This is a genomic window from Streptomyces sp. NPDC091209 (genome assembly GCF_044757755.1).
GTDB lineage: Bacteria > Actinomycetota > Actinomycetes > Streptomycetales > Streptomycetaceae > Streptomyces.
Genome location: NZ_JBIVVR010000007.1, coordinates 117,323 through 137,749, shown reverse-complemented (window position 1 = coordinate 137,749; position 20,427 = coordinate 117,323). Strand labels below are relative to the sequence as shown.

At 71.2% G+C, this 20,427-nt stretch carries 18 protein-coding genes; 6 read left to right on the top strand and 12 right to left on the bottom strand.

The window, feature by feature from the left end; genetic code table 11:
- Positions 1-7: 7 nt before the first annotated feature.
- From ACIQRL_RS21565 to ACIQRL_RS21555, 3 genes are all read right to left on the bottom strand, one after another.
- Positions 8-601: a TetR/AcrR family transcriptional regulator gene (locus ACIQRL_RS21565; RefSeq protein ID WP_401333679.1), complete on the bottom strand. Its 594-nt coding sequence runs from the start codon at positions 599-601 to the stop codon at positions 8-10.
- 62 nt (positions 602-663) lie between these two features.
- A complete protein-coding gene (locus tag ACIQRL_RS21560; RefSeq protein WP_401333676.1) occupies positions 664-2,325 on the bottom strand; it encodes a class I adenylate-forming enzyme family protein in 1,662 nt (553 codons plus the stop codon).
- Positions 2,322-3,086 carry an SDR family oxidoreductase gene (locus tag ACIQRL_RS21555; protein WP_401333673.1) on the bottom strand — a complete coding sequence of 255 codons (765 nt, stop codon included), beginning with the start codon at positions 3,084-3,086 and terminating at the stop codon, positions 2,322-2,324. Before ACIQRL_RS21555 ends, ACIQRL_RS21560 begins: the two co-directional genes overlap by 4 nt.
- 203 nt (positions 3,087-3,289) lie before the next feature.
- On the opposite strand from ACIQRL_RS21555, the gene ACIQRL_RS21550 reads away from it, so the two are divergent.
- Both ACIQRL_RS21550 and ACIQRL_RS21545 read left to right on the top strand, forming a co-directional pair.
- Positions 3,290-4,537 (top strand): exo-beta-N-acetylmuramidase NamZ domain-containing protein, encoded by a 1,248-nt coding sequence (locus ACIQRL_RS21550; protein WP_401333670.1) that lies wholly within the window; start codon positions 3,290-3,292, stop codon positions 4,535-4,537.
- A 126-nt stretch (positions 4,538-4,663) separates the two neighbouring features.
- On the top strand, positions 4,664-5,986 hold the full coding sequence (locus ACIQRL_RS21545; RefSeq protein ID WP_401333667.1) for a serine-threonine protein kinase: 1,323 nt from the start codon (positions 4,664-4,666) through the stop codon (positions 5,984-5,986).
- Between the two features lie 95 nt (positions 5,987-6,081).
- On the opposite strand, the gene ACIQRL_RS21540 is transcribed toward ACIQRL_RS21545, so the two are convergent.
- A complete protein-coding gene (locus tag ACIQRL_RS21540; protein ID WP_401333664.1) occupies positions 6,082-8,874 on the bottom strand; it encodes a penicillin acylase family protein in 2,793 nt (930 codons plus the stop codon).
- A 300-nt stretch (positions 8,875-9,174) separates the two neighbouring features.
- Here ACIQRL_RS21540 and ACIQRL_RS21535 point away from each other — a divergent pair, with 300 nt between their 5' ends.
- Positions 9,175-9,777 (top strand): hypothetical protein, encoded by a 603-nt coding sequence (locus tag ACIQRL_RS21535; protein WP_401333662.1) that lies wholly within the window; start codon positions 9,175-9,177, stop codon positions 9,775-9,777.
- Positions 9,778-10,588: 811 nt separating this feature from the next.
- Complete coding sequence (locus ACIQRL_RS21530; protein WP_401333659.1) at positions 10,589-11,695, top strand: RNA ligase (ATP); 1,107 nt, start codon at positions 10,589-10,591, stop codon at positions 11,693-11,695.
- Positions 11,696-11,856: 161 nt separating this feature from the next.
- Here ACIQRL_RS21530 and ACIQRL_RS21525 read toward each other — a convergent pair whose 3' ends face one another.
- Entirely contained in the window at positions 11,857-12,525 is a 669-nt protein-coding gene (locus tag ACIQRL_RS21525) for a Type 1 glutamine amidotransferase-like domain-containing protein (protein ID WP_401333656.1), read from the bottom strand.
- A gap of 120 nt (positions 12,526-12,645) precedes the next feature.
- Positions 12,646-13,203 (bottom strand): redox-sensitive transcriptional activator SoxR, encoded by a 558-nt coding sequence (gene soxR, locus ACIQRL_RS21520; protein WP_401333654.1) that lies wholly within the window; start codon positions 13,201-13,203, stop codon positions 12,646-12,648.
- Positions 13,204-13,309: 106 nt separating this feature from the next.
- Here soxR and ACIQRL_RS21515 point away from each other — a divergent pair, with 106 nt between their 5' ends.
- Positions 13,310-13,771, top strand: coding sequence for a MaoC family dehydratase (locus ACIQRL_RS21515; RefSeq protein ID WP_401333651.1), 462 nt, complete (start codon positions 13,310-13,312; stop codon positions 13,769-13,771).
- A gap of 89 nt (positions 13,772-13,860) precedes the next feature.
- On the opposite strand, the gene ACIQRL_RS21510 is transcribed toward ACIQRL_RS21515, so the two are convergent.
- From ACIQRL_RS21510 to ACIQRL_RS21500, 3 genes are all read right to left on the bottom strand, one after another.
- Positions 13,861-14,487: a TetR/AcrR family transcriptional regulator gene (locus tag ACIQRL_RS21510; RefSeq protein ID WP_401333649.1), complete on the bottom strand. Its 627-nt coding sequence runs from the start codon at positions 14,485-14,487 to the stop codon at positions 13,861-13,863.
- 96 nt (positions 14,488-14,583) lie between these two features.
- Complete coding sequence (locus tag ACIQRL_RS21505) at positions 14,584-14,838, bottom strand: YiaA/YiaB family inner membrane protein (protein WP_401333646.1); 255 nt, start codon at positions 14,836-14,838, stop codon at positions 14,584-14,586.
- A gap of 92 nt (positions 14,839-14,930) precedes the next feature.
- Positions 14,931-16,082 carry an acyl-CoA dehydrogenase family protein gene (locus tag ACIQRL_RS21500; protein ID WP_401333644.1) on the bottom strand — a complete coding sequence of 384 codons (1,152 nt, stop codon included), beginning with the start codon at positions 16,080-16,082 and terminating at the stop codon, positions 14,931-14,933.
- Positions 16,083-16,185: 103 nt separating this feature from the next.
- Between ACIQRL_RS21500 and ACIQRL_RS21495 the strand changes: the two genes are divergently transcribed.
- Complete coding sequence (locus ACIQRL_RS21495; protein ID WP_401333641.1) at positions 16,186-16,827, top strand: TetR/AcrR family transcriptional regulator; 642 nt, start codon at positions 16,186-16,188, stop codon at positions 16,825-16,827.
- Between the two features lie 334 nt (positions 16,828-17,161).
- Here the strand turns inward: ACIQRL_RS21495 and ACIQRL_RS21490 are convergent, their stop codons facing one another.
- From ACIQRL_RS21490 to ACIQRL_RS21480, 3 genes are all read right to left on the bottom strand, one after another.
- Entirely contained in the window at positions 17,162-17,749 is a 588-nt protein-coding gene (locus ACIQRL_RS21490) for a hypothetical protein (RefSeq protein ID WP_401333638.1), read from the bottom strand.
- A gap of 107 nt (positions 17,750-17,856) precedes the next feature.
- Positions 17,857-18,939 carry a Zn-dependent alcohol dehydrogenase gene (locus ACIQRL_RS21485; protein ID WP_401333635.1) on the bottom strand — a complete coding sequence of 361 codons (1,083 nt, stop codon included), beginning with the start codon at positions 18,937-18,939 and terminating at the stop codon, positions 17,857-17,859.
- A gap of 10 nt (positions 18,940-18,949) precedes the next feature.
- On the bottom strand, positions 18,950-20,338 hold the full coding sequence (locus ACIQRL_RS21480; protein ID WP_401333633.1) for an aldehyde dehydrogenase family protein: 1,389 nt from the start codon (positions 20,336-20,338) through the stop codon (positions 18,950-18,952).
- Positions 20,339-20,427 lie beyond the last annotated feature (89 nt).

The following is a 20,427-nucleotide window of genomic DNA, read 5'->3' as shown; positions in this document are numbered from 1 at the left end:
CCGGCCGTTACGGGCGCAGGGCGCGCAGCAGCAGGTCCGCCAGCTGGTCGGCGACCTGCTGGGGGGCGAGGGGGCCGTCGGGGCGGTACCACGTCGACAGGTGGTGGACGGAGCCGAAGTGGTAGTCGACGACCAGGTCGGCGGGCGTGGCCGTGGAGAAGACGCCCTTCTTCTGGCCCTCCTCGATCAGGGCGCGGAAGCGCTCGTGGTAGCGGCGCCGTTCGGACCGCACCTGCTTGAGCTTCTCGGGGCCGAGGTGGTGCATCGACCGGAAGAAGATCGAGGCGTCGTCGAGGTTGTCGATGGTCGTGACGACCACGTCGGCCGCCGCTCCCCTCAGCCGTTCCTCCACCGGCGCGTCCGAGTCCGCGAACGCGTCGAGCCGCTCCTGCTGGAGGCGCAGCACGCGCGCGTAGACCTCGTGCAGGAGGTCGTCCTTGGAGCCGAAGTAGTGGTAGAGCGCCCCTTTGGTGACGCCCGCCGCCTCGACGATCTCCTGCACCGAGGTGCGGTCGTAGCCCTGCTCGGCGAAGAGCCGGGTGGCGGCGGCGAGCAGCCGCTGCGGGACGGGCGTACCGTCACCGTCCGTCGTCCTGGGCACTGCCGCCACCTGCCTTCCGTGCGTTCACATCGATGACCGTGTTCCGTGAAGAGTCCTGGAGACTACTGGGACTCCCGGGACCGGGAACGCAGTTCCCGACGGAGGATCTTCCCACTCGTCGTCTTGGGCAGTTCGGGCAGGATCACCACCTGCCGCGGATACTTGTAGGCGGCCAGTCTCTCCTTGCAGTACGCGGCCAGCGCGGCGGGCTCCTCGGAGGCGCCCGGCCGCAGGCTGATGTACGCCATGACGGTCTCCCCGCGATAGCCGTCCGGGACCCCGACGACGGCCGCCTCGCGGACCGCCGGGTGCGTGTGCAGGACGTCCTCGACCTCGCGCGGCCACACCTTGAAGCCGGACGCGTTGATCATGTCCTTCTTCCGGTCGACCACGTAGAGCCAGCCGTTCACGTCCATGAAGCCGATGTCGCCGGTGTGCAGCTCGCCGTCCGGGAAGGTCTCGGCGGTGGCTTCGGGGCGGCGCCAGTAGCCGGGCACCACCTGCGGACCGCTGACGAGGATCTCGCCCTGCTCTCCGAAGGGGACCTCCTCGCCCGCGTCGTCGACGATGCGGACGACCGACTCCGGGCCCGGTACGCCCACGGCCAGGGTCCCGGAGGCCGGGTCCACCGGCGCCTCGAGGCCCGGCGGCACGGAGGCGCACGGCGCGGTGCACTCGGTGAGCCCGTAGCCGTTGCGGATGTACGGCCCGAAGCCGGCCCGGAAACGCTCGACGAGGGCGGGCGGCAGCGGGGCACCACCGGAGGAGATGTTCATGAAGGAAGAGAAGTGGTCCGGGGTGACCGCCGGGTGGGCGGCCAGCGCCATGAAGGCGGTCGAGGGGCCGACCGTGTAGAGCGGCCGGTGCTCGGCGAAGGCGTCGAGGACGACCCCGGCCTCGAAGCGGTACGCGAGGGCCAGCGTGCCGGAGCTGTTGAGGCAGGCGGCGAGCTGGCAGACCATCCCGGTGATGTGGAACAGCGGCGCCATCGCGAAGTAGACGGGCGCCTCGGGCAGCGCTAGGCCGGTCCGCTGCCGCTCGGCGTTGTACATGATGTTGCCGTGCGTGTTGGTGGCTCCCTTGGGGGTGCCGCTGGTGCCCGAGGTGTAGCTGATCAGCGCGATGTCGGACGGGCCGAGGGCGCGGTCGCCGGGCGCCTTGTGCCCCTGCCGGGCGACCGCGAGGAGATCGTCCGCCGCCGCGTCCTGGGGCAGTCGCTCGAAGGCCAGCACCCGCGGGTCGTCGCGGCTCTGGAGATCCCGTTCACAGGCCGTCAGGACCACCCGTACCGGCGAGTCGGCGGCACTCTCGCGCAGATACGTGTCCCAGGCGCGGTCGGAGCAGACGAGGGTGCTCACCTCGGCATCGTGCAGGACGTGCCGGACCTCGCCGGACTTGTACATCGGGTTGACCGGCACCACCGTCGCGCCGGCCTTCCAGGCGCCGAGCAGGGCGAGCACGAAATGCGGGGAGTTCTGGAGCATGATCGCCACCCGGTCGCCCCGCTCCACACCGCGGGCGGCGAGGTGCCCGGCCACGGAGTCGCTCAGGTCGTCGACCTCGCGGTAGCTCAGCCGCCCGTCGAAGTAGGCGAGCGCGGTGCGGTCCGGGGTCCGCTCGACCACGTCCCGGAGGGCGTGGACCAGGGTGTCGGCGGGGCTCACCGGGCCGCGCTGCGCCTCGTTCAGGAGCGCCACCCAGGGCCGGTCTGCGTAGCGGGTCACTCGGCGGCCTCCCACTTCTGCTGGAGGTGGTTCATGTTCGTCATCCAGCGGTCGGGGGCGGCGGCCCGCGCCTGGTAGTACCCGGCGACCTCGGGGTGCGGCAGGATCAGGAAGCGGTCCTCCTCGATCCCCTTCACGAGCGCGTCGGCGACGGCCTCGGGCTCGATGGCGGTCGGCTGGAGCACCAGGTCACCGGCGCTGCCGGTGGCGTCGAGCATGTCGGTGCGCACGCCCTGGGGGCAGATCGCGTGCACCTTCAGACCCCGGTGGCGGTACGTCAGGGACAGCCACTCGGCGAACGCGTACGCGCCGTGCTTGGTGACGCTGTACGGCGCGGCGCCGATCATGGTGAGCAGTCCGGCGGCCGAGACGGTCGAGACGAATCGGCCGCTGCCGCGCTCCAGCCAGTCCGGGAGCAGCGCCTCGGCGGCGCGCACGTGCGCCATCACGTTGACGTCCCAGGCCAGGGCCCATATGTTCTCGCCCGCCGCTTCCGAGCCGCCCGAGGCCACTCCCGCGTTCGCGCAGTAGACGTCGACCGTGCCGCCGAGGGCGTCGCGGGCCTCGGCCACGATCCGGGAGGCGTCGCCCACGACCGCGATGCCGCCGATCTCGTCGGCCACGGCCCTCACCTTGTCGGCGTCGAGGTCGTTGACCACGACCCGCGCTCCCTCGGCGGCGAAACGGCGGGCCAGCGCGGCTCCGATGCCACCTCCCGCTCCGGTGACGACGACTCCCGCACCCTGCATGGCTTCCACCACGGGTCTCCTTCGACGCGACGTGACACGGCTCTGCTGTGACGCCAGACTAACCAGTCGGTATGTAACAAGGGAAGGGTTCCCTCCACGGCGCGGGCGGCCGTGTGACGAGCCACGACAGGCTGGTGGGATCCGGGCCCTACGAACTTGCCCCAGGAGCCCTTAGCGTGCCTGTGCCAACCTTCCGCGATCACGGAGGTCCCACCATGCGCATGTCCCGACGGTCACTGCTCGCGGCCGGCACCGCCGCGGCGGCCCTGACCCCGCTGCCCGCAGGGGCGGCGGTGCCGGCCACGAACCGCGGGCCCCGGCTCCGCACCGGCTTCGAGCGTCTCGCCGAAGCCGGGTACTCCCCACTCGGCGGCGGACGTGTCGGCATGGTCACCAACCCCACGGGCGTCACCCGTGACGTCCGCCACATCGTCGACGTCATGCACGCCGACGACCGGGTGGACCTGGTCGCCGTCTTCGGACCCGAGCACGGCTTCCGGGGCACCGCGCAGGCCGGCGGCTCCGAGGGCCGCTACGACGATCCGGCGACCGGACTCCCCGTCTACGACACGTACTTGAAGAGCGGTCAGGCCCTCGCCGACATCTTCACCGCTTCCGGCGTGGACACCGTCGTCTTCGACATCCAGGACGTGGGAGCGCGCTTCTACACGTACATCTGGACGCTGTACGACTGCATGGAGGCCGCGCAGCTCGCCGGCAAGCGGTTCGTGGTGCTCGACCGGCCGAACCCGGTCACCGGCCTGTCGGCCCAAGGGCCGGTCCTGCACAAGGAGTTCGCCACGTTCGTCGGGCGTCAGCCGATCGCGCAGGCGCACGGGATGACGGTGGCGGAGCTGGCCCGGCTCTTCAACGGTGAGTTCCTGGCGGCGCCCGTGGAACTGGACACCGTGCTGATGTCGGGCTGGCGGCGCGGGGAGTTCTACGACACCTCGGGGCTGCCCTGGGTGCCGCCGAGCCCGAACATGCCGACGGCGGACACCGCGCTGGTGTACTCGGGGACCTGCCTCTTCGAGGGCACGAACCTGTCGGAGGGGCGGGGTACGACGCGGCCTTTCGAACTGCTCGGCGCGGAGGGTGTCGACGGGCGCTGGGCGGCGGCGGCCGGTGAACTGGGGCTGCCCGGCGTCCACTTCAGGGAGGCGTACTTCGCTCCGACGTTCTCCAAGTTCCAGGGCAAGACCATCGGGGGCGTACAGATCCATGTGCACGACCGGGCCGCGTACGACCCCGTCCGCACCGGGGTCGCTCTGCTGGTGACCGCGAAGAAGGTCTGGAGCGACTTCGCCTGGCGCTCCGACAACTGGATCGACAAGCTGACCGGCTCGGCGCAGGTGCGCACGATGATCGACGCGGGCGCGGGCGCCGGCGAGGTCGTCGCGGCCTGGCAGGACGAACTGGAGGCGTTCCGGACGGTCCGGAGGCATTACCTCATCTACAAGTGATCCGGGGTCCTCTTCCACGGACGAGTGACGGAAACGCGATGGATGGGTCGTGATGTATGGCCAACTTTCCCCGCCGGGTGGACGATGCGCCCATATCGCACCGCCCGCGGGGTCAGGGGGCCTGGCATGACGGAACCGGCAGTGAGTGTTTCTCCGTACTGGGAGCTGACGTTCGACGCGGACGGGGACGCGGACGGCCGTGAACAGGACCGTTGGATCCAGGAGGTGCCGCGACGCAAGGTCCGCGACCTGATCGTCTTCACGCACGGCTGGAACAACGACCGTTCGGCGGCCACCCGCCTCTTCAGCCAGTTCTTCGAACCCGTCCCCCAGCTCGCGCCGACAGCGCGCCTCGGCTACGTGGGGGTGATCTGGCCTTCTATGCGCTTCTCGGACGAGCCGATCCCCGACTTCCCGCCGTCGGTGGCCGCCGAGCTCACCCCGGACACCGCTTCCCCGCTCGGCAAGAACACCCGGCACGCCCTTCTGGAGGTGTTCCCCGGCCGCGCGACCATGGTCGAGCAGATCGCCCGGCTGCTCGACCAACAGCCCGACGAGGGAGCCTCGTTGGAGGAGTTCGGCCGTCTCGTACGCCTGCTCGTCGAGGTCCGGCCGCAGGGACCGCAGACCTCCTTCGCGGCGGACACCCTGGCGGAGGGCGTCCCGGAGAGCGATCCCGAGATGCTCTTCGGGGACACCGCGACGGTCTGCGCCGAGTTCGCGCAGGCGCTCGCCGGGGCCGGGAATCCCGGTGCCACCGAGTTCGCGCTGCCCCGGCTGTGGGACGGCGCCCTCGAACTGCTGCGCCAGGCCACGTACTACGCGATGAAGCGGCGCGCGGGCACGGTCGGTGAGCGCGGGCTCGGGCGGGCGATCGGCCGGCTCGCGGCGGCGGCACCCGACGTGCGCGTGCATCTGGTCGGGCACAGCTTCGGTGGCCGGCTGGTCTCGTTCGCGCTGCGCGGGCTGCCTCCCGGAGTACACACGGTGAAGTCGGTGACGCTGCTCCAAGGCGCCTTCTCGCACTACGCGTTCGCGGCCCGGCTGCCGCACGACGCGCGGTCGAGCGGTGTGCTGGACGGGCAGTACAACCGGATCGACGGCCCCTTGGTGTGCTGCTACTCCCATTTCGACGCGGCGCTCGGCACGATCTACCCGCTGGCCTCGCGGATGGCGGGTGACGACCGGTCCGCCATGGCGGACTTCGGCATCGGCAGCGCTCTGGGCGCGCAGTGGGGCGCGATGGGCCACGACGGGGTGCAGGCGGTACCGGGGACCAGGTCGTTCACGCTCGCCGAGGCCCTGCGCACCCGAATGCCGGTCTCGGGGTGCGTGAACGTCGACGCGGCCTCGGTGGTGTGCCGGGGCGGCGCCCCGGCAGGCGCGCACAGCGACATCTGCCATCGCGAGCTGGCCCAGCTGGTGCTGGCGGCGGGTCGCGTCCGCTGACCCGACCGGTATGGGCGGCGGGCCGCGTCCGCCGACCCGCCGCCGCTCCGGCGCCGATCGCTCCTAGGAGCCGTCCTGTCGGCGCCGGTCCGTGCTCACCGGTGCGAGGTGTACTCGACGACCTGCTGGAAGGTCGGCCGGTTCTGCCAGGTGATCTTGCCGTGCTTGATGCCGCCGAGCGTCCGCTGGACGATCGAGTCGGCGCACCACTGGTCGCCCGCCGAGCACTGGTCGTCGCCGGGGTAGACGGCCGACGCGGTCTTGCCCGCCGCCTCCTTCAGTGAGCTGATCAGGGCGTCCCGGCAGGCGGTGAGGCTGCCGGCGCCGCAGTACTTCTGCGACAGACCGCCCTGCACGGACTCCCCGAGCACCGCCCGGATGTCCTTGTCGACATAGCTCCACCAGCCGTACTGGAAGGAGCTTCCGGCGTGCGAGCCGGTCGGTCCGTGTCCGGCGGACGGTGCCTCGTCGACGGGGAGGTTGTTGCCGAACGCGGTGTACAGGTCGCTGCCGAGTCCCGGCTGGAACTCCGCCTTCACCAGCAGCGGCCACCAGGCGTCCAGGATCCGGATCGCGTCGGCGTTGGCATAGGTGTGCGAACCGGACGAGGTCTCCGTGCGCTTGGCGCCCGCCGTCACCCACGCGGACAGCTTGCTCACCGCGGCGGCGGCCGTGGAGTCGGTGACCGGGGAGCTGTTGACGACCTTCAGCAGGTTCGGGAGGACGTCCTCGGCCCGCAGATCGGCGAGTGACGCGTCGGCCATGGCCTTCACCAGCGCGGATCTGGTCACTCCGCCCGCCGCGACCAGCTTGGAGACCCGGTCCTCCAGGAGGTCGCCGCGGTGCACCGAGCCGTCGCCCCAGGAGGCCGTCGTGTAGTCCTTGGCCTGCTTGTTGTTCCAGGAGATGTAGTAGTCCTGGTCCACCGAGTTGGGGTGGGCGGACGCCGGGGTGTACGTGGCGGTGTTCGTGGCCGGGTCCCAGTTCTGCCACTCGTAGGCGGCCTGCGCCCACACGGGGAACTCGGCGTCGACGCCGCTCGCCCGTACCGGGTTGTCACCGCTGTTGTAGTACGCGGTGTGCGCCGAGTCGGCGTAGAACCAGTTGAAGGTGTAGTTGATGTGCTGCGCCGCGCTCTGGAAGGTCGCCGGACTGTTCACGTAGTCCGGGTCGTTGAGCATCTGGAAGCCGATGATCGAGTCGGCCTCGTGCATGAAGGAGGAGCGCAGGGTGGTGTACGCGACCTTCTTGCCGCCCACGGTCGCGCGGTACTCCACGGGCCCGTACGCGGTCCGGTAGACCTGCATCCGGTACGAGCCGGCCGCGGTGCCGTCCGCGGTGGTCGGCGTCCAGGAGTTGGTCCGCTCGACCTTGTCCATCGCCGTGCAGGTGCCGTGGAACAGGTAGTGGTAGTCGTCCTGGCACAGCTCGACGGCGTAGGTGTCGATGATGTCCTGGCCGGAGGTCGTCGCGCTCCAGGAGTAGTCCTGGCCGCGGCCGAGTTCCACGTACATGCTCAGGCCCGCGAAGGAGGCGCCGCGGGCGCTGATCCCCGGGCCCTGGATCTCCTGGAGCATGAGGAGCTGTGGCGCGAAATAGCCGGTCTGCGGGCCGAAGACGGCGATCGGGTGGCCGCTGGCCGTGTACTTCCCGCTGACCACGAGGGCGTTGGACATTCCGCGCTTGGCGGAGGTGAGCGAGGTCCTGGCCGCCGTGGCCGAGGCACTGGTGGCGCTCGCGGTGGCAGCGCTGCCGGTGCGGTCGTAGACCAGCGGCTCCTGGGTCACCGAGCCGGCGTCGGGCAGCGCCTCGCCCTGAGGGGTGTCCGGCCTCGCGGCGTACGGGAAGCTCTCGCCGTTGTGGACCGTGAGCGCGGCTTCCGGGTCGTTGCGCTCACGGAAGGACTCCCAGACCTTGGTGCCCTCGGTCACTCCGTACTGGGACTGCGCGGCGAGCAGCGACAGGGCGTTGTTGACCTCGCCGCCGCCTCCGGAACCGAACAGCGAGCCGATGACGGAGGCCAGCGCGACCAGGTCGGTGAGCTTGAAGTGGTCGATGGTGCCGGCGTTGGTGATGGAGTCCTTGTGGCCGGTGAGGACGTATTCGCCGGGGAAGTAGCGGCCGCTGTCGGAGGCGTCGATGTAGGCGTTGATGCCGTCGATGTAGGCGTTCGCGTCGGCGAGGGCCTGGGCGCCACGGGCTCCGGCCTTGCTGGTGGCGCTGTCTATCTGGGCCTGCAGATCGGCCTCGGTGTAGGGCGCGTTGCGCCAGAACTCCTGCTCCAGGCCCTGGTTGGAGGCGGCACCGCCGGCGAAGGAGGTGAGCTGGCCGCGCCCGACGTGACGGAAGACGTCCATCAGCCACAGCCGGTCCTGGGCGGCGGCGAACCCGGCGCCGTACTCGGTGCCGTAGCGGGTGGTACCGCTGATGTGCGGGACGCCCGTCTTCTTGTCCCGGACGATCGTCACATCGGTGCGTCCGCCGGGCTTGGTGGTCGACTCGACCTGGTTGGAGGCGACGCCGAAGGAGGCGTCGTTGAAGAAGTCGTTGATCTTGGCGTCGGTGAGGGTCGAGGAGCCGGAGGGCAGGCTGCCGTAGAGGCCGAGCTGGTCCTCGGCGTGGCTGGGCTGGGTGCCGAAGGCCTGGTTGAGCAGGATCTGGGCGAGGGTCGCGTTGCCGTTCTCACCGGGCGGCAGGATGTCCGAACACTGGCCGCCGCAGTAGTCGTTCGCGGCGACCGCTGTCGAGGTGTCGGCGGCGACCGCCTGGGAAAGCGGCGATAAAAGACCGGCAATGAGCACGCATAGGGATGCCGCCTTGAGGAACTTGGGGAATCGGCGGGGAGTTCTCAGTCTGTCCAACGTGGTACGTGGGGTGCTCGGTGGCATGTCAGCTCCTACCGACGGGGGGGTGGGCCGGACGTTACCGCCGGTATCCCCGAGATTGAAGATGAACATGCGTCAGTTTTTGGGATTCATAGACAGCGAGGGCGCGTCGGACGACCGGCGGACAGCCGGCCGGCAGCGACGGGAGGTAGGTCAAGGGCACTCGGCGGTTGGGCTTGTGGGGGTCGTCGAAAAATTGGATGGAGCCGAATCGCTTGTCGATACGTCTACTCGACGACGTCCGTACGAGACGGCGCCGAAGTGACCGGAGTACAGGTGCAGGTGTGACGGAGGTGCAGGGCGATGGCCGGTTTCCGGAGTCTGGCGAGACAGGTGCGAGATCCGAGGTGTGATCTGGCACTGCGGCGGTACTCACTGCGCAAGTGCCTGGAGAGGTTCGCCCCTTACGGGCATCGGGCGACCTGGGACCATCTGTGTTCCCGGGCCGGGTTCGGTCCCGAGGACCGTTCCCCCGATCCAGTGCGGCTCGTGGCCGCACTGGACGAACTGGAGGAGGCCCGCTCCGTCTGGCTCGCCTACGAGGTCGAGTTCGCGCAGCGTCGCAAGAAGGAGAAGCACGACGGGCTGCGCAGGCCGGGCAGTGTCGACGACTGGCACCGGCTGACCTGGGGCGGGTTCGGTGTCGCCTGGTGCGACAACCCCCGCGTCCACCCCCATGAACCACTGGCCGAGGTGCTGCGCCGGCTGATCGCCGCACTGGAGCGCGGGCCGGGCTCCGTCTGCCCGGTGTGCGCCGGTGAGCGCCTTGTATGGATGTACGACCTGGCCCACGAACCGTCGTCGGGTCCCGTCTGCACGAGCTGCGGAATCGTGGTGCCGCGGCCCGTCCTGACCCCGGAAGCACTGGCCGGTGCCAGGCGCGGCCGGCTGCTCGTGTCCGCGTGAGTGCCCCGCCGGGCCGGGCGGCCGGGACACCGCCGGGCTGAGCGGCACCGGGCAGGGGAACCGCTGGTGAGCCGTCGGCCGCGGAGGGTCCGTGGCCGGGCGCGGTTCCCGGCGCCCGGGTCGTCAGGGGGTGTCCCGCGCCATCGGGGGCATGGTGCGGGCCTGTCCGAACGGAGCACGGATCGGCACGACGGCGCCGTCGTGCCGATGCCACCTGGGCGATGTCCCCACCCGCGACCGCCCGGTCGCGACCGGCGCCCGGCCCGCGGCGCCCAGCCGTCGCGTCCGGCCGTCGTGTCCCGCCGTCGCGCCCGGCCGTCGTGTCCCGCCGCACGGCGAGGAGGGCGGCCCCTGCTGCGCCCGACGGGCTGACCGACGGGCCGACCCCGCCGCCCGGCCCCCTGCCGGGGCCACACTTGCAACTCCCCTGCTGGCTAGGGGTGTTGACCGACGGTTCAGTCGACTGGTGACGGAGGGTCCCGTTCGGCGCGGAGCGGCCCGGCGAGTGCTGCGGGCGCGGCGCTGCGGCGCGGCGTCAGGCCTGGCGGACGTGGCGCTCCGGGCGCGGCGTCGGGCCTGGCGGACTGCGCAGCGGCGCAGCGGCGCAGCGCGAGAGTGCTGTGGGCGACGAGCTGCGGGCGCGGCGCGACGGCCCTGCGAGCTGCGAGCTGCGAGCTGCGAGTTGCGAGCGACAACGCCGTGGGCACGGCGACGGGCGACGGTAGCAGTCGGAAAACCGATGGTTCCAGCTGTTTCCCCCGCGGACAGTTGGGGGCGATGAAAAACGGCTGAGCAATCCGAGGAGTCCTGCGTGTCGACGCTGCGTGTCACCGCCGAAGTGCTGACCGTCCACGAACACCCGAACGCCGACGCACTCGAACTGGCCCAGGTGGGCCTGTATCGGGCCGTGGTCGCCAAGGGCGCGTACCGCACCGGCGAGTGGGCCGTCTACATCCCCGAGCAGTCCGTGCTTCCGGCCGGGCTGATCGAGGAACTGGGGCTGACCGGGCGGCTCGCGGGCAGCGCGTCGGACCGCGTCAGGGCGGTACGGCTGCGCGGCGAGCTGTCGCAGGGCATCGTGTGCCGCCCGAAGGCGCTGGCGGACGTTGACCTGGAGCGGGCCGCCCAGGACGGCACGGACTTCGCGGAGTTCCTCGGCATCGTGAAATGGGTGCCGCCGGTTCCGCCCACCATGAACGGCGACGTCGAGTCGGCGCCCGATCTGCTGCCCTGGGTGGACATCGAGAACATCCAGCGGTACCCGGACATCTTCACCCCGGGCGAGCCCGTCGTCCTGACGGAGAAGCTGCACGGTACGGCCTGTCTGCTGACCTACGTCGCCGACGGGGGCCGCGTCCACGTGTCCTCGAAGGGCTTCGGCGCCAAGTCCCTCGCCCTGAAGGAGGATCCGCGCAATCTGTACTGGCGCGCGGTGCGCGGGCACGGCGTCGCGGAGGCCGCCGCCCGGATCGCCGGACGACTGGGCGCGCGCCGTGTCGGCATCTTCGGCGAGGTGTACGGGGCGGGCGTGCAGGACCTGTCGTACGGCGCCGACGGACGCCGCGAGACGATCGGCTACGCCGTGTTCGACGTGTCCGCGGAGATCGACGGCGAGATCCGCTGGCTGGACGCGCAGGAACTGCTGACGGGCGAACTCCCGCTGGTGCCGAGGCTGTACGAGGGTCCGTACGACGTCGAGCGCGTCCTGGAGGTCGCCTCGGGCAGGGAGACGGTGTCCGGCCGCGGGCTGCACCTGCGCGAGGGCGTCGTGATCCGTCCCGGAGCTCCCGCTCCGGCCGGTCCGGAGGGGACCTACGTGGCCGCCGAGCGGTACAGCCCGGTGACGGGCGGACGCGCCATAGCGAAGGCGGTCAGCCCGGCCTACCTGACCCGCAAGGGCGGCACGGAGTACGAGTAAGGGCCCGTTTCCCCGCACGACCCGGCCTGCCGAACGGCGCGACGTCAGCCCGTACCACCTCGCGCAAGCCGCCCGACGCAGGTGCTCATCCCGGCAGCTCGGCGGTGCGGCGTCCCTGGGCGCCGCACTGCCCTGTCCGGGGCTCCCCACCCCGCGTCGAGTCACGGATGGAACCGCCACCGGCCTTCAGAGAGGACATCCACCTTGCCGTCCCTGACGCGAACGGCCGTCTCGTCGTCGATGAAGTAGATCGGGAAGTCCGCCCGCGCGGCGATGCGATCGGCCCAGGCGTCGTCCCGCTCGGGGAAATCCGGCGAGTACAGGTGGGGCTTGAGATACCAGTCGAAGAGGCCGAACGGCGGCTCCACGGTCGTCGCGCCGAGCACGTGGAGGTCCGCGGTGTCCCCGATGACGTCGGCGGAGTGTCCGGTGAGATGACGGCTGAAGATCATCGATCCGGCGCTGACCCCCACATAGACCCGGTTCTCCAGCGCCTCCAGGAAGCCGTCGGCCAGGTCGTTGCCGGTGATGCTGCGCGCGAGGTGGTAGTGGCTGCCGCCCTCGACATGGATGACGTCGGCGTGGAGCAGCCGGTCGAGCACCATCCGCCGGGGCAGGCCGTTCAGCTCCAGGACGTCGAACTCCCGCCAGCCGAGGCCGTGCACCCGGTTCATGTCCTCGACGAACCACCCGTGGTCCCCGGGCTCGGCGACCGATGCCGTGGGAACGTACACGATGTTCGCCGATCCGAACGGCTTTCCCAGCATGTCCCGCAGCGCATCCCGCAGCGTCTCGTTGCGCAGGCCACTCGCCGTCAGCAGAAGGTTCATCGGGCGAGCCAAGCACGGCTGACGGGCGCGCGCAACGACCCAGGATCCACCCCTGCCGTCATGGCACGGCCGCATCAGGAACAGGCCCTGAAGGCGAAGGAGCGGGCGGTCGGGGGCGGGTCAGCGACAGTCCCCCACCGCCGGTTCCTGACGCGGACCGGGGTCGCACATCCCCGCCCGGCCCCGGTGCCGCTCCCTCGGCTTCGGCGTCGGCTCCGCGCCGGCGGGCTCCGCCATGAGCCGGGAGCCGGCCCGGCGCTCGCCGAGGACGTCGTCGGGGTTGGAGAGCACGCAGGTCTCCAAGGAGAGGCAGCCGCAGCCGATGCAGTCCGTGAGGTGGTCGCGCAGCCGGCCGAGCTGTTTGATGCGTTCGTCGAGTTCGGAGCGCCAGGCCCGCGACAGCCGGGCCCAGTCCTCCCGCGTCGGGGTGCGCTCCTCGGGGAGTTCGGCGAGCGCCTCGCGGATGGTGGCGAGCGGGATGCCGACCCGCTGGGCGGCCCGGACGAAGGCGACCCGGCGCAGCGCGTCACGGTGATAGCGGCGCTGGTTGCCCGAGGTGCGGCGGCTGCTGATCAGGCCCTTGGACTCGTAGAAGTGCAGCGCGGAGACGGCCGCGCCGCTGCGGGCCGACAACTGTCCGACGGTCAGCTCGTGGATCGTCTCAGGGATCTGGGGCACCCCTCCAACCTACCCACCGCGTCACACGTACGGTCCGTTGACATGCGCCTTCCGGCCGACCATGCTAAGCAGTCGCTTAGACTATGAGATACGGGAGGCCAGGGACATGGCAGAGCCGAGGACGTTCGCAACGGTCGACGAACTGCGGGGCGCCGTGGGCGAACAGCTGGGGTACACGGACTGGGTCGAGATCGAGCAGAAGCGGATCGACCTGTTCGCGGAGGCGACGGGCGATCACCAGTGGATCCACGTCGATCCCGAGAAGGCCGCGGCGGGTCCGTTCGGCACCACGATCGCGCACGGCTATCTGACCCTGTCGCTGCTGCCGCTCTTCGGCCCGCAGCTGATCAGCGTCGAGGGCGTGAAGATGGGCGTCAACTACGGGACGAACAAGGTCCGTTTCCCCGCCCCCGTGCCGGTCGGCTCGCGGCTGCGCGCCACCGCGACGATCACCGCGGTGGACGACGTGCCCGGCGGCGTCCAGGTCTCCGTGGCCTTCACCGTGGAGCGCGAGGGCGGCGACAAGCCGGTCTGCGTCGCGGAGTCGGTCTCGCGCTACTACCTCTGACCGGATCCCGGGCCCGGGCCCGACGCCACCGGCTCCGGGAGGGGGCGGTGACGACCCGCGGGCGGCCCGGACCGGAGCCGGGCCGGGACCTACTCCTTGTAGCCCACCATCCGCCGGACCAGGTCGGCATAGAGCGCGCCGACCTCGTCCGGCGTGCGGGGGCCGTCGACGTTGAACCAGCGGGCCACGTCGATGCACAGGGACAGCACGGCGAGGGTGGTTCCTGGTACGTCCGGGACGTCGAAGTCGCCCGTCGCGACGCCGTCCTGGATGATGCTGCGGACCTCCGCGTTCACCTGGCGGCGCAGGTCGATGATCTCGGCGCGCGCGTCGGGCCCGAGGGCGTCGAGTTCGTACTGCACGACGCGGGCGGTGGTGTGCTGGCCCGCGTGCCACCGTACGAAGGACCGTACGGCGTCGGAGAGCCGCTCGGCGGCCGTACCCTCGCCCGCGGCCGCGGTGCGCACGATGTCCAGTGCCTTGTCGTGGCCGATGCGGCTGATCCGGTGGAGCAGCTCTTCCTTGGTCTTGTAGTGGATGTACAGCGCGGCCGGGCTCATGCCCGCGCGGCCCGCGATGTCGCGGGTCGTCGTCGCGTGGTACCCGCGCTCGGCGAAGGCCTCCACCGCGGCGACGAGCAGCCGCCGCGCCGCGTCCGGGGTCACCTCGCCCCACGGCTCCATCTCGCCGCCGGGCGTCTCCTGCGCCGTACTCATCGCTGTTCGCCCCTTCTCGACTGACAGGGTGAACACCATACCCCCGAACCTGAGCGAGCGCTTAGCGTCTTCGGCCAGGTCATGGCCGCGCGGGGCTCAGAGCTTCTCGAAAGGGTCGTACACCCGGCCGCCGGGACGGTTGCCGTCCTGCCGGTCGCGGATCACCTTGGCCAGCGTGAAGGAGGACGTCACCAGATAGAGGACGGCGATGGCGAGGAAGGCCCGCACCCACGCGTCGGCCTGCAGCTTGAAGATGCCGATGGCGGTGGCGGCCATCGCCACGGAGAAGGACGCCACGGCCTGGCCGTAGAACGCGGCCGTGCTCTGCTGTTTGACAGGTGTCTCACTCATGGGGACAAGGATCGGCGGATGTGGCCGCCGCCACATCCGCCGTCATACTCAGGTACTCGGACACATACTCAGAGCCCCGACGCCGGAGCCGGTCAGAACGCCGAGACACCCGTCAGAGCGCGCCCGATGACCAGCTTCTGGATCTGGCTGGTGCCTTCGTAGAGGGTCATCACGCGGGCGTCACGCAGCAGTTTGCCGACCGGGTACTCGTCGATGTAGCCGTAACCGCCGAAGACCTGGAGGGCGTTGTTCGCGGCGCGCACGGCGGCCTCGGAGGCGAAGAGCTTGGCCTTCGAGGACTCGGTGGCGAACGGCAGCCCGCGGTCTATGAGGTCGGCGACCCGCCAGGTCAGCAGGCGCGCCGCGTCCACGTCGACGGCGATGTCGCTGAGCAGCTCCTGGACGAGCTGGTGGTGCGCGATCGTCCTGCCGAACTGTTCCCGCTCGGTCGCGTACGTCACCGCCGCGTCCAGCGCGGCCTGGGCGATGCCGACACAGCCCGCGGCCACCGACATCCGCCCCTTGGCCAGCGCCGACATCGCCACCGCGAAGCCCTTGCCCTCGGGTGCCATCATGGCGTCGGCCGGCACGCGCACGTCCTCGAAGGTCAGTTCGGCGGTGGCCTGGCCGCGCAGCCCGAGCTTGCCGTGGATGGTGCGGCGGGTCAGACCGGGGGTGTCGGCCGGCACCAGGAAGGCGGAGACGCCCTTGTGGCCCGGGGCGTCGGTGGAGCGGGCGAAGAGCAGCACGACATCGGCCCAGGTGCCGTTCGTGATGAACATCTTGGAGCCGTTGATGACGTAGTCGTCGCCCTCGCGCACGGCGCGCGTCGACAACTGGCCCGCGTCGGAGCCGGTGCCCGGTTCGGTGAGCCCGAAGCAGCCGACGTACTCGCCGGAGGTCAGCCCCGGCAGCCACCGCCCCTTCTGCTCCTCGCTCCCCCAGTGCGCGATCGTCTTGGCGACCAGCCCGAGCGAGACGGAGACGATCCCGCGCACGGAGGAGTCGCCGCGCCCCAGTTCCTCGGTGACCAGGCAGTACGCGAGGTGGTCGCCGCCGCTGCCGCCGTACTCCTCGTCGATGGTGAGGCCGAGGAAGCCGACCTCGCCGAGCTTCTTCACGATGGACCGGTCGACGTCTTCCGCGCGGTCCCACGCGACGACGTGCGGGGCGATCTCGCGGTGCACGAAGTCCTTGGCGAGCTGCCGGACGGCGGTCTGCTCATCACTGAGCCCAAGGTTCATGCCGGGTCACCCCACAGATAGCTGACATCGGATAGCTGACATTGAAAGCCGTACATTTAAATTAGCACTGCTAGTTTCCTGGTGCAGCCCTACTATGTGCGCCATGGCCCGACCGCGCAAGCCCCTCCTCAGCACCGACCGGATCGTCGAGACGGCACGGGCGCTGGTGGACGCCGAGGGCCTGGCGGCCGTCTCGACGCGCCGGCTCGCCGCGGAACTCGGGGTGAGCGGGCCCTCCCTCTACAACCACTTCCGCACCAAGGACCAGATCCTGGAGGCGGTCGCGGACTCGGTGAGCGCGCAGGTCGATCTGTCGATGTTCGAGGGCGGCCGTGACTGGCGGACCGCGCTGCACGACTGGGCCGTCTCCTACCGCGCCGCCCTGCGCGACCACCCGAACATCGTCCCGGTCCTCGCGCGCGGACCGGGCCGCAGGCCGGCCGGACTCCGGCTCGCCGACGCCGTCTTCGGAGCCATGGTCGACGCCGGCTGGCCGCCCTCGCAGGCCACCTCGATCGGGGCGCTGATGCGGTACTTCATCATGGGGTCCGCGCTGGGGTCGTTCGCCGGGGGCTTCGTGGACGACGAGAGCGCGTACGACCCCGCCGACTATCCGCATCTGGGGCAGGCGCACCTCCTCGCCGAACAGCAGGAGAAGATCGACGAGCGGGCCTTCGAGACGGGGATCGTCGCACTGCTGGACGGCCTCGCGGTGCAGTACGCGGGGCTGGTGCGGGAGGCCTGAGCGGCCCCGCGCGTACCCGTTCAGGCTTTCCGCAGCAGGCCGGCGCGGCCGCTCGCGATCCTTCGGTGAACACCGAACTGTCCGTGGCGCGTGCTGAACGGCATGGCCGAAGGATCCGGTCGGACCGGGGCTCACGTTGCCGGCCGGGCTGATCACGGACGGTCGCGGGTCCGGTCGACGCTCCGGCTCCGGTACCCGCGACGGCCCCGGAACGGAATCCGAGGCCGGACAGGTGTGACCTGCGGCCGTCCTGCCGGGAGTGGTGCCGCTCAGGGCAGCGACCCCCCGGCCAGGGCTGTGCGACCGCACCTGGGCGAGTCGGTCCGCGCATGGATCACCAGCCCCGGAGGGAGCCCCGTCCACTGTCCGGGACGGGGCTCGACCTGGGCTTCACGATCACCGGGCAGGAGTTCCACAGCTCCACCCCGGCCGTGAGCAGGTCCAGTACCGCGCGCCACTCGCCGGGAGTCCACGCGTCGCTCTCGTCTCCGAACAGCTTCTCGTAGGCGCTGTTGTGCACCGCTCCCTGCTGGGGCAGCCGGTGGACTTCGCCGAGTCCTCGGGCCAGGTCCTCGAAGAAGTTCCACGCGTCCAGCACCGCGCCCGAGGGGACGTGCCGGCGCACCGGATCCGCCAGCCAGTGCTGGACACGGGTGAGTTCCAGCACGCCGGCCTCGGAGACAGCCGGTTTCCGACCGCGCCGGCTCGTGTACGCCCGTGCCTGCCGAACCGTCACGAACACCGGCACGCGTCGGTGGCCGGCGTCCGGCAGCGCCAGCACCTGGTCGGGTTCGTCACCCGCGCCGCCGATCCACAGAACCACCGCGCTGCGGCCGAGCCCGCGCACCCGATACGCGTAGAGGCTCCCGCCTCCACCGCGGCGTCCGGCCGTGAACACATCCGCCGTCCCGATCTTCGACACGCCCTCACACTGGCACGACCCGCGAGAACCGTCACGGAATTTCTCCGCAGAGTGTGACGGCATCGGGAACCCGGAAGAGGTCCGCTGCCCGCCGGCGAGGGGAGCCGCTAGAACACCACCAGCGCCCGGCCCCCCTTGCCCGCGATCATGTTGTCGAAGGCCGCCGGGATGCCGTCCAGAGCGATGCGGTCGGTGACCAGGCCGCCGAGGTCGAGGCGCCCCGCGCGGACGTGTTCCGCGAGCACCGGGAGATCGCGGGCCGGGTCGGAGTTGCCGTACACACAGCCCGCGAGGGTCCTGCCCCAGTGGAAGATCTCCAGGGCGTTGAAGGTGACCTGCTGGTCCTTGCCGCCGATGCCGACGACCGTGGTGCGGCCGCCGCGCCGGGTCGACTCCCAGGCGGTACGGATGGTGACGGCGCGGCCGACGCACTCGACGGCGACGTCGACTCCCTGTTTGCCGGTCAGGGCGCGGATCTCGCGGGCGGTGGTGTCGGAGGCGACGACGTAGTCGGTGGCGCCGGCCTCGCGGGCGAGCGACTCCTTCTCGGGCGAGACGTCGATCGCGATGATCTTCGAGGCGCCCGCGATCCGGGCGGCCTGCAGGGCCGCGAGTCCGACCCCGCCGGCCCCGAACACGGCGACGGTCTCGCCGGGACGGACCTGGGCGGAGTGGTGGACGGCGCCGTATCCGGTGAGGACGGCGCAGCCGAGCAGAGCGGCCTCGGTGAGCGGGATGCCGTCAGGGGCGGGCAGCAGGCAGGACACCGGCACCACCGTCTCCTCCGCGAAGGCGGCGACGTTCAGGCCGGGGTAGAGATCGCTCCCGTCGGAGGCGCGGCGGGCGTACACATTTCCCGCGCCGGTCAGCGCGTCGGCGCACAGCCACACCTCGCCCAGCGAGCAGGCGTGACACCTCCCGCAGGAGGGCGCCCAGTTGAGGACGACACGGGAGCCCGGCGCGACCTGGGTGACGCCCTCGCCGACCGCGACGACGGTACCGGCGCCCTCGTGGCCGAGCACGGCGGGCACCGGCACCCGCATGGTGCCGTTGGAGAGGGAGAGGTCGGAATGGCAGACACCGGCGGCGGCCAGCCGGACCCGGACCCGGCCCGGTCCCGGGTCGGGGAGTTCGATCTCGGCGATCTCCAGCGGGGCACCCACGGCGGACAGGACAGCGGCGCGAACCACGTGAACGCTCCTAGAACTGGAGGGACTTGGTCTGGAGGTACTCGGACAGGCCGTGGGCGCCGAGTTCGCGACCCACGCCCGACTGCTTGTAACCCCCGAAGGGGGCCAGGGGGTTGAAGCGTCCCCCGTTGATGTCGACCTGGCCGGTGTCGAGTTTGCGCGCGAAGGCGACCGCCTCGGACTCCTCGCCCGCCCACACCGCGCCCGCGAGCCCGTACACGGTGCCGTTGGCGATCCGCAGGGCGTCCTCCTCGTCCTCGTAGCGCAGGATCGACAGGACCGGGCCGAAGATCTCCTCCTGCGCGATCGTCATCTGCGGCGTGACGTCGGCGAAGACGGTGGGGCTGATGAAGTAGCCCTGTTCGCGGGGGGATTCGGGGCCGCCCGCGACGAGCCGCGCGCCCTCGGCGACACCCTTCTCGATGTAACCACGCACCCGGTCCCGCTGCTTGGCGTTGACTACGGGTCCGATGCGGTCGCCGTACTTGGCGGCGGCGGCCGCGGCCAGCTCGACCGCCTCGTCGTAGCGGTCGGCGGGGACCAGCATGCGCGTCCAGGCGCTGCACGTCTGGCCGGAGTTGGACATCACGTTGGCGACGCCGACGTTCACGGCCTTGGCGAGGTCGGCGCTGGGCAGGATGACATTGGCGGACTTGCCGCCGAGTTCGAGGGCGACGCGCTTGACGGCGGCACCCGCGGTCGCGCCGATCCGGCGGCCGACCGCCGTGGAGCCGGTGAAGGAGACCAGGTCGACGTCCGGGTGCTCGGCGAGGGCCTGGCCGGCGACCGGTCCGAGGCCGGTGACGAGGTTGAAGACTCCGGCCGGGACGCCCGCCTCGGCCACGGCCTCGGCGAAGAGCTGGGCGGTGAGCGGGGTGTCCTCGGCGGGCTTGAGCACGACCGTGCAGCCCGCGGCGAGCGCGGGCGCGACCTTGGCGACGATCTGGTGGAGCGGGTAGTTCCAGGGCGTGATCGCGCCGACGACGCCGACGGGCTCCTGGTGGACGGTCGAGTTGCCGACCTTCTCCTCGAAGGCGTACGTCGCCGCCAGCTCGGCGTAGGACCCGGCGACCAGCACCGGGACGCCCGCGTGCACCGCCTGGGAGAACGCGAGCGGCGATCCGAGCTCGGCGGTGACGGTCTCGGCGATCTCGTCCTTCCGAGCCACCAGGACGTCCCTCAGGGCGGCCAGCCGGGCGGCCCGTTCGGCGGGCGCGGTCGCGGCCCAGCCGGGGAACGCGGCGCGGGCGGCCCGTACGGCGGCGTCGACGTCCAGGGCCGTGCCCGCCGGGACGTGGCCGATCACCTGCTCGTCGACCGGGTTCACGACCTCGATCGTGTCCCGTCCGGCGGCGGGGCGCCACGCCCCGTCGATGTACATGCCGTCATGTGCCTTCATCGTGTTCCTCCGGGGGCGGGGCAGCGTCGTCCGCGCCCTAAACTAGCGATGATAGTTTTGCGGCGCCAGGGGGACTCGCCACCCGGGAG

Coding starts and splice junctions, on each gene's coding strand:
- ACIQRL_RS21550 (WP_401333670.1), top strand. CDS start 3,290: ATGCGCATGTCCCGACGGTCACTGCTCGCGGCCGGCACCGCCGCGGCG.
- ACIQRL_RS21545 (WP_401333667.1), top strand. CDS start 4,664: ATGACGGAACCGGCAGTGAGTGTTTCTCCGTACTGGGAGCTGACGTTC.
- ACIQRL_RS21540 (WP_401333664.1), bottom strand. CDS start 8,874: ATGCCACCGAGCACCCCACGTACCACGTTGGACAGACTGAGAACTCCC.
- ACIQRL_RS21535 (WP_401333662.1), top strand. CDS start 9,175: ATGGCCGGTTTCCGGAGTCTGGCGAGACAGGTGCGAGATCCGAGGTGT.
- ACIQRL_RS21525 (WP_401333656.1), bottom strand. CDS start 12,525: ATGAACCTTCTGCTGACGGCGAGTGGCCTGCGCAACGAGACGCTGCGG.
- ACIQRL_RS21515 (WP_401333651.1), top strand. CDS start 13,310: ATGGCAGAGCCGAGGACGTTCGCAACGGTCGACGAACTGCGGGGCGCC.
- ACIQRL_RS21510 (WP_401333649.1), bottom strand. CDS start 14,487: ATGAGTACGGCGCAGGAGACGCCCGGCGGCGAGATGGAGCCGTGGGGC.
- ACIQRL_RS21505 (WP_401333646.1), bottom strand. CDS start 14,838: ATGAGTGAGACACCTGTCAAACAGCAGAGCACGGCCGCGTTCTACGGC.
- ACIQRL_RS21500 (WP_401333644.1), bottom strand. CDS start 16,082: ATGAACCTTGGGCTCAGTGATGAGCAGACCGCCGTCCGGCAGCTCGCC.
- ACIQRL_RS21495 (WP_401333641.1), top strand. CDS start 16,186: ATGGCCCGACCGCGCAAGCCCCTCCTCAGCACCGACCGGATCGTCGAG.
- ACIQRL_RS21480 (WP_401333633.1), bottom strand. CDS start 20,338: ATGAAGGCACATGACGGCATGTACATCGACGGGGCGTGGCGCCCCGCC.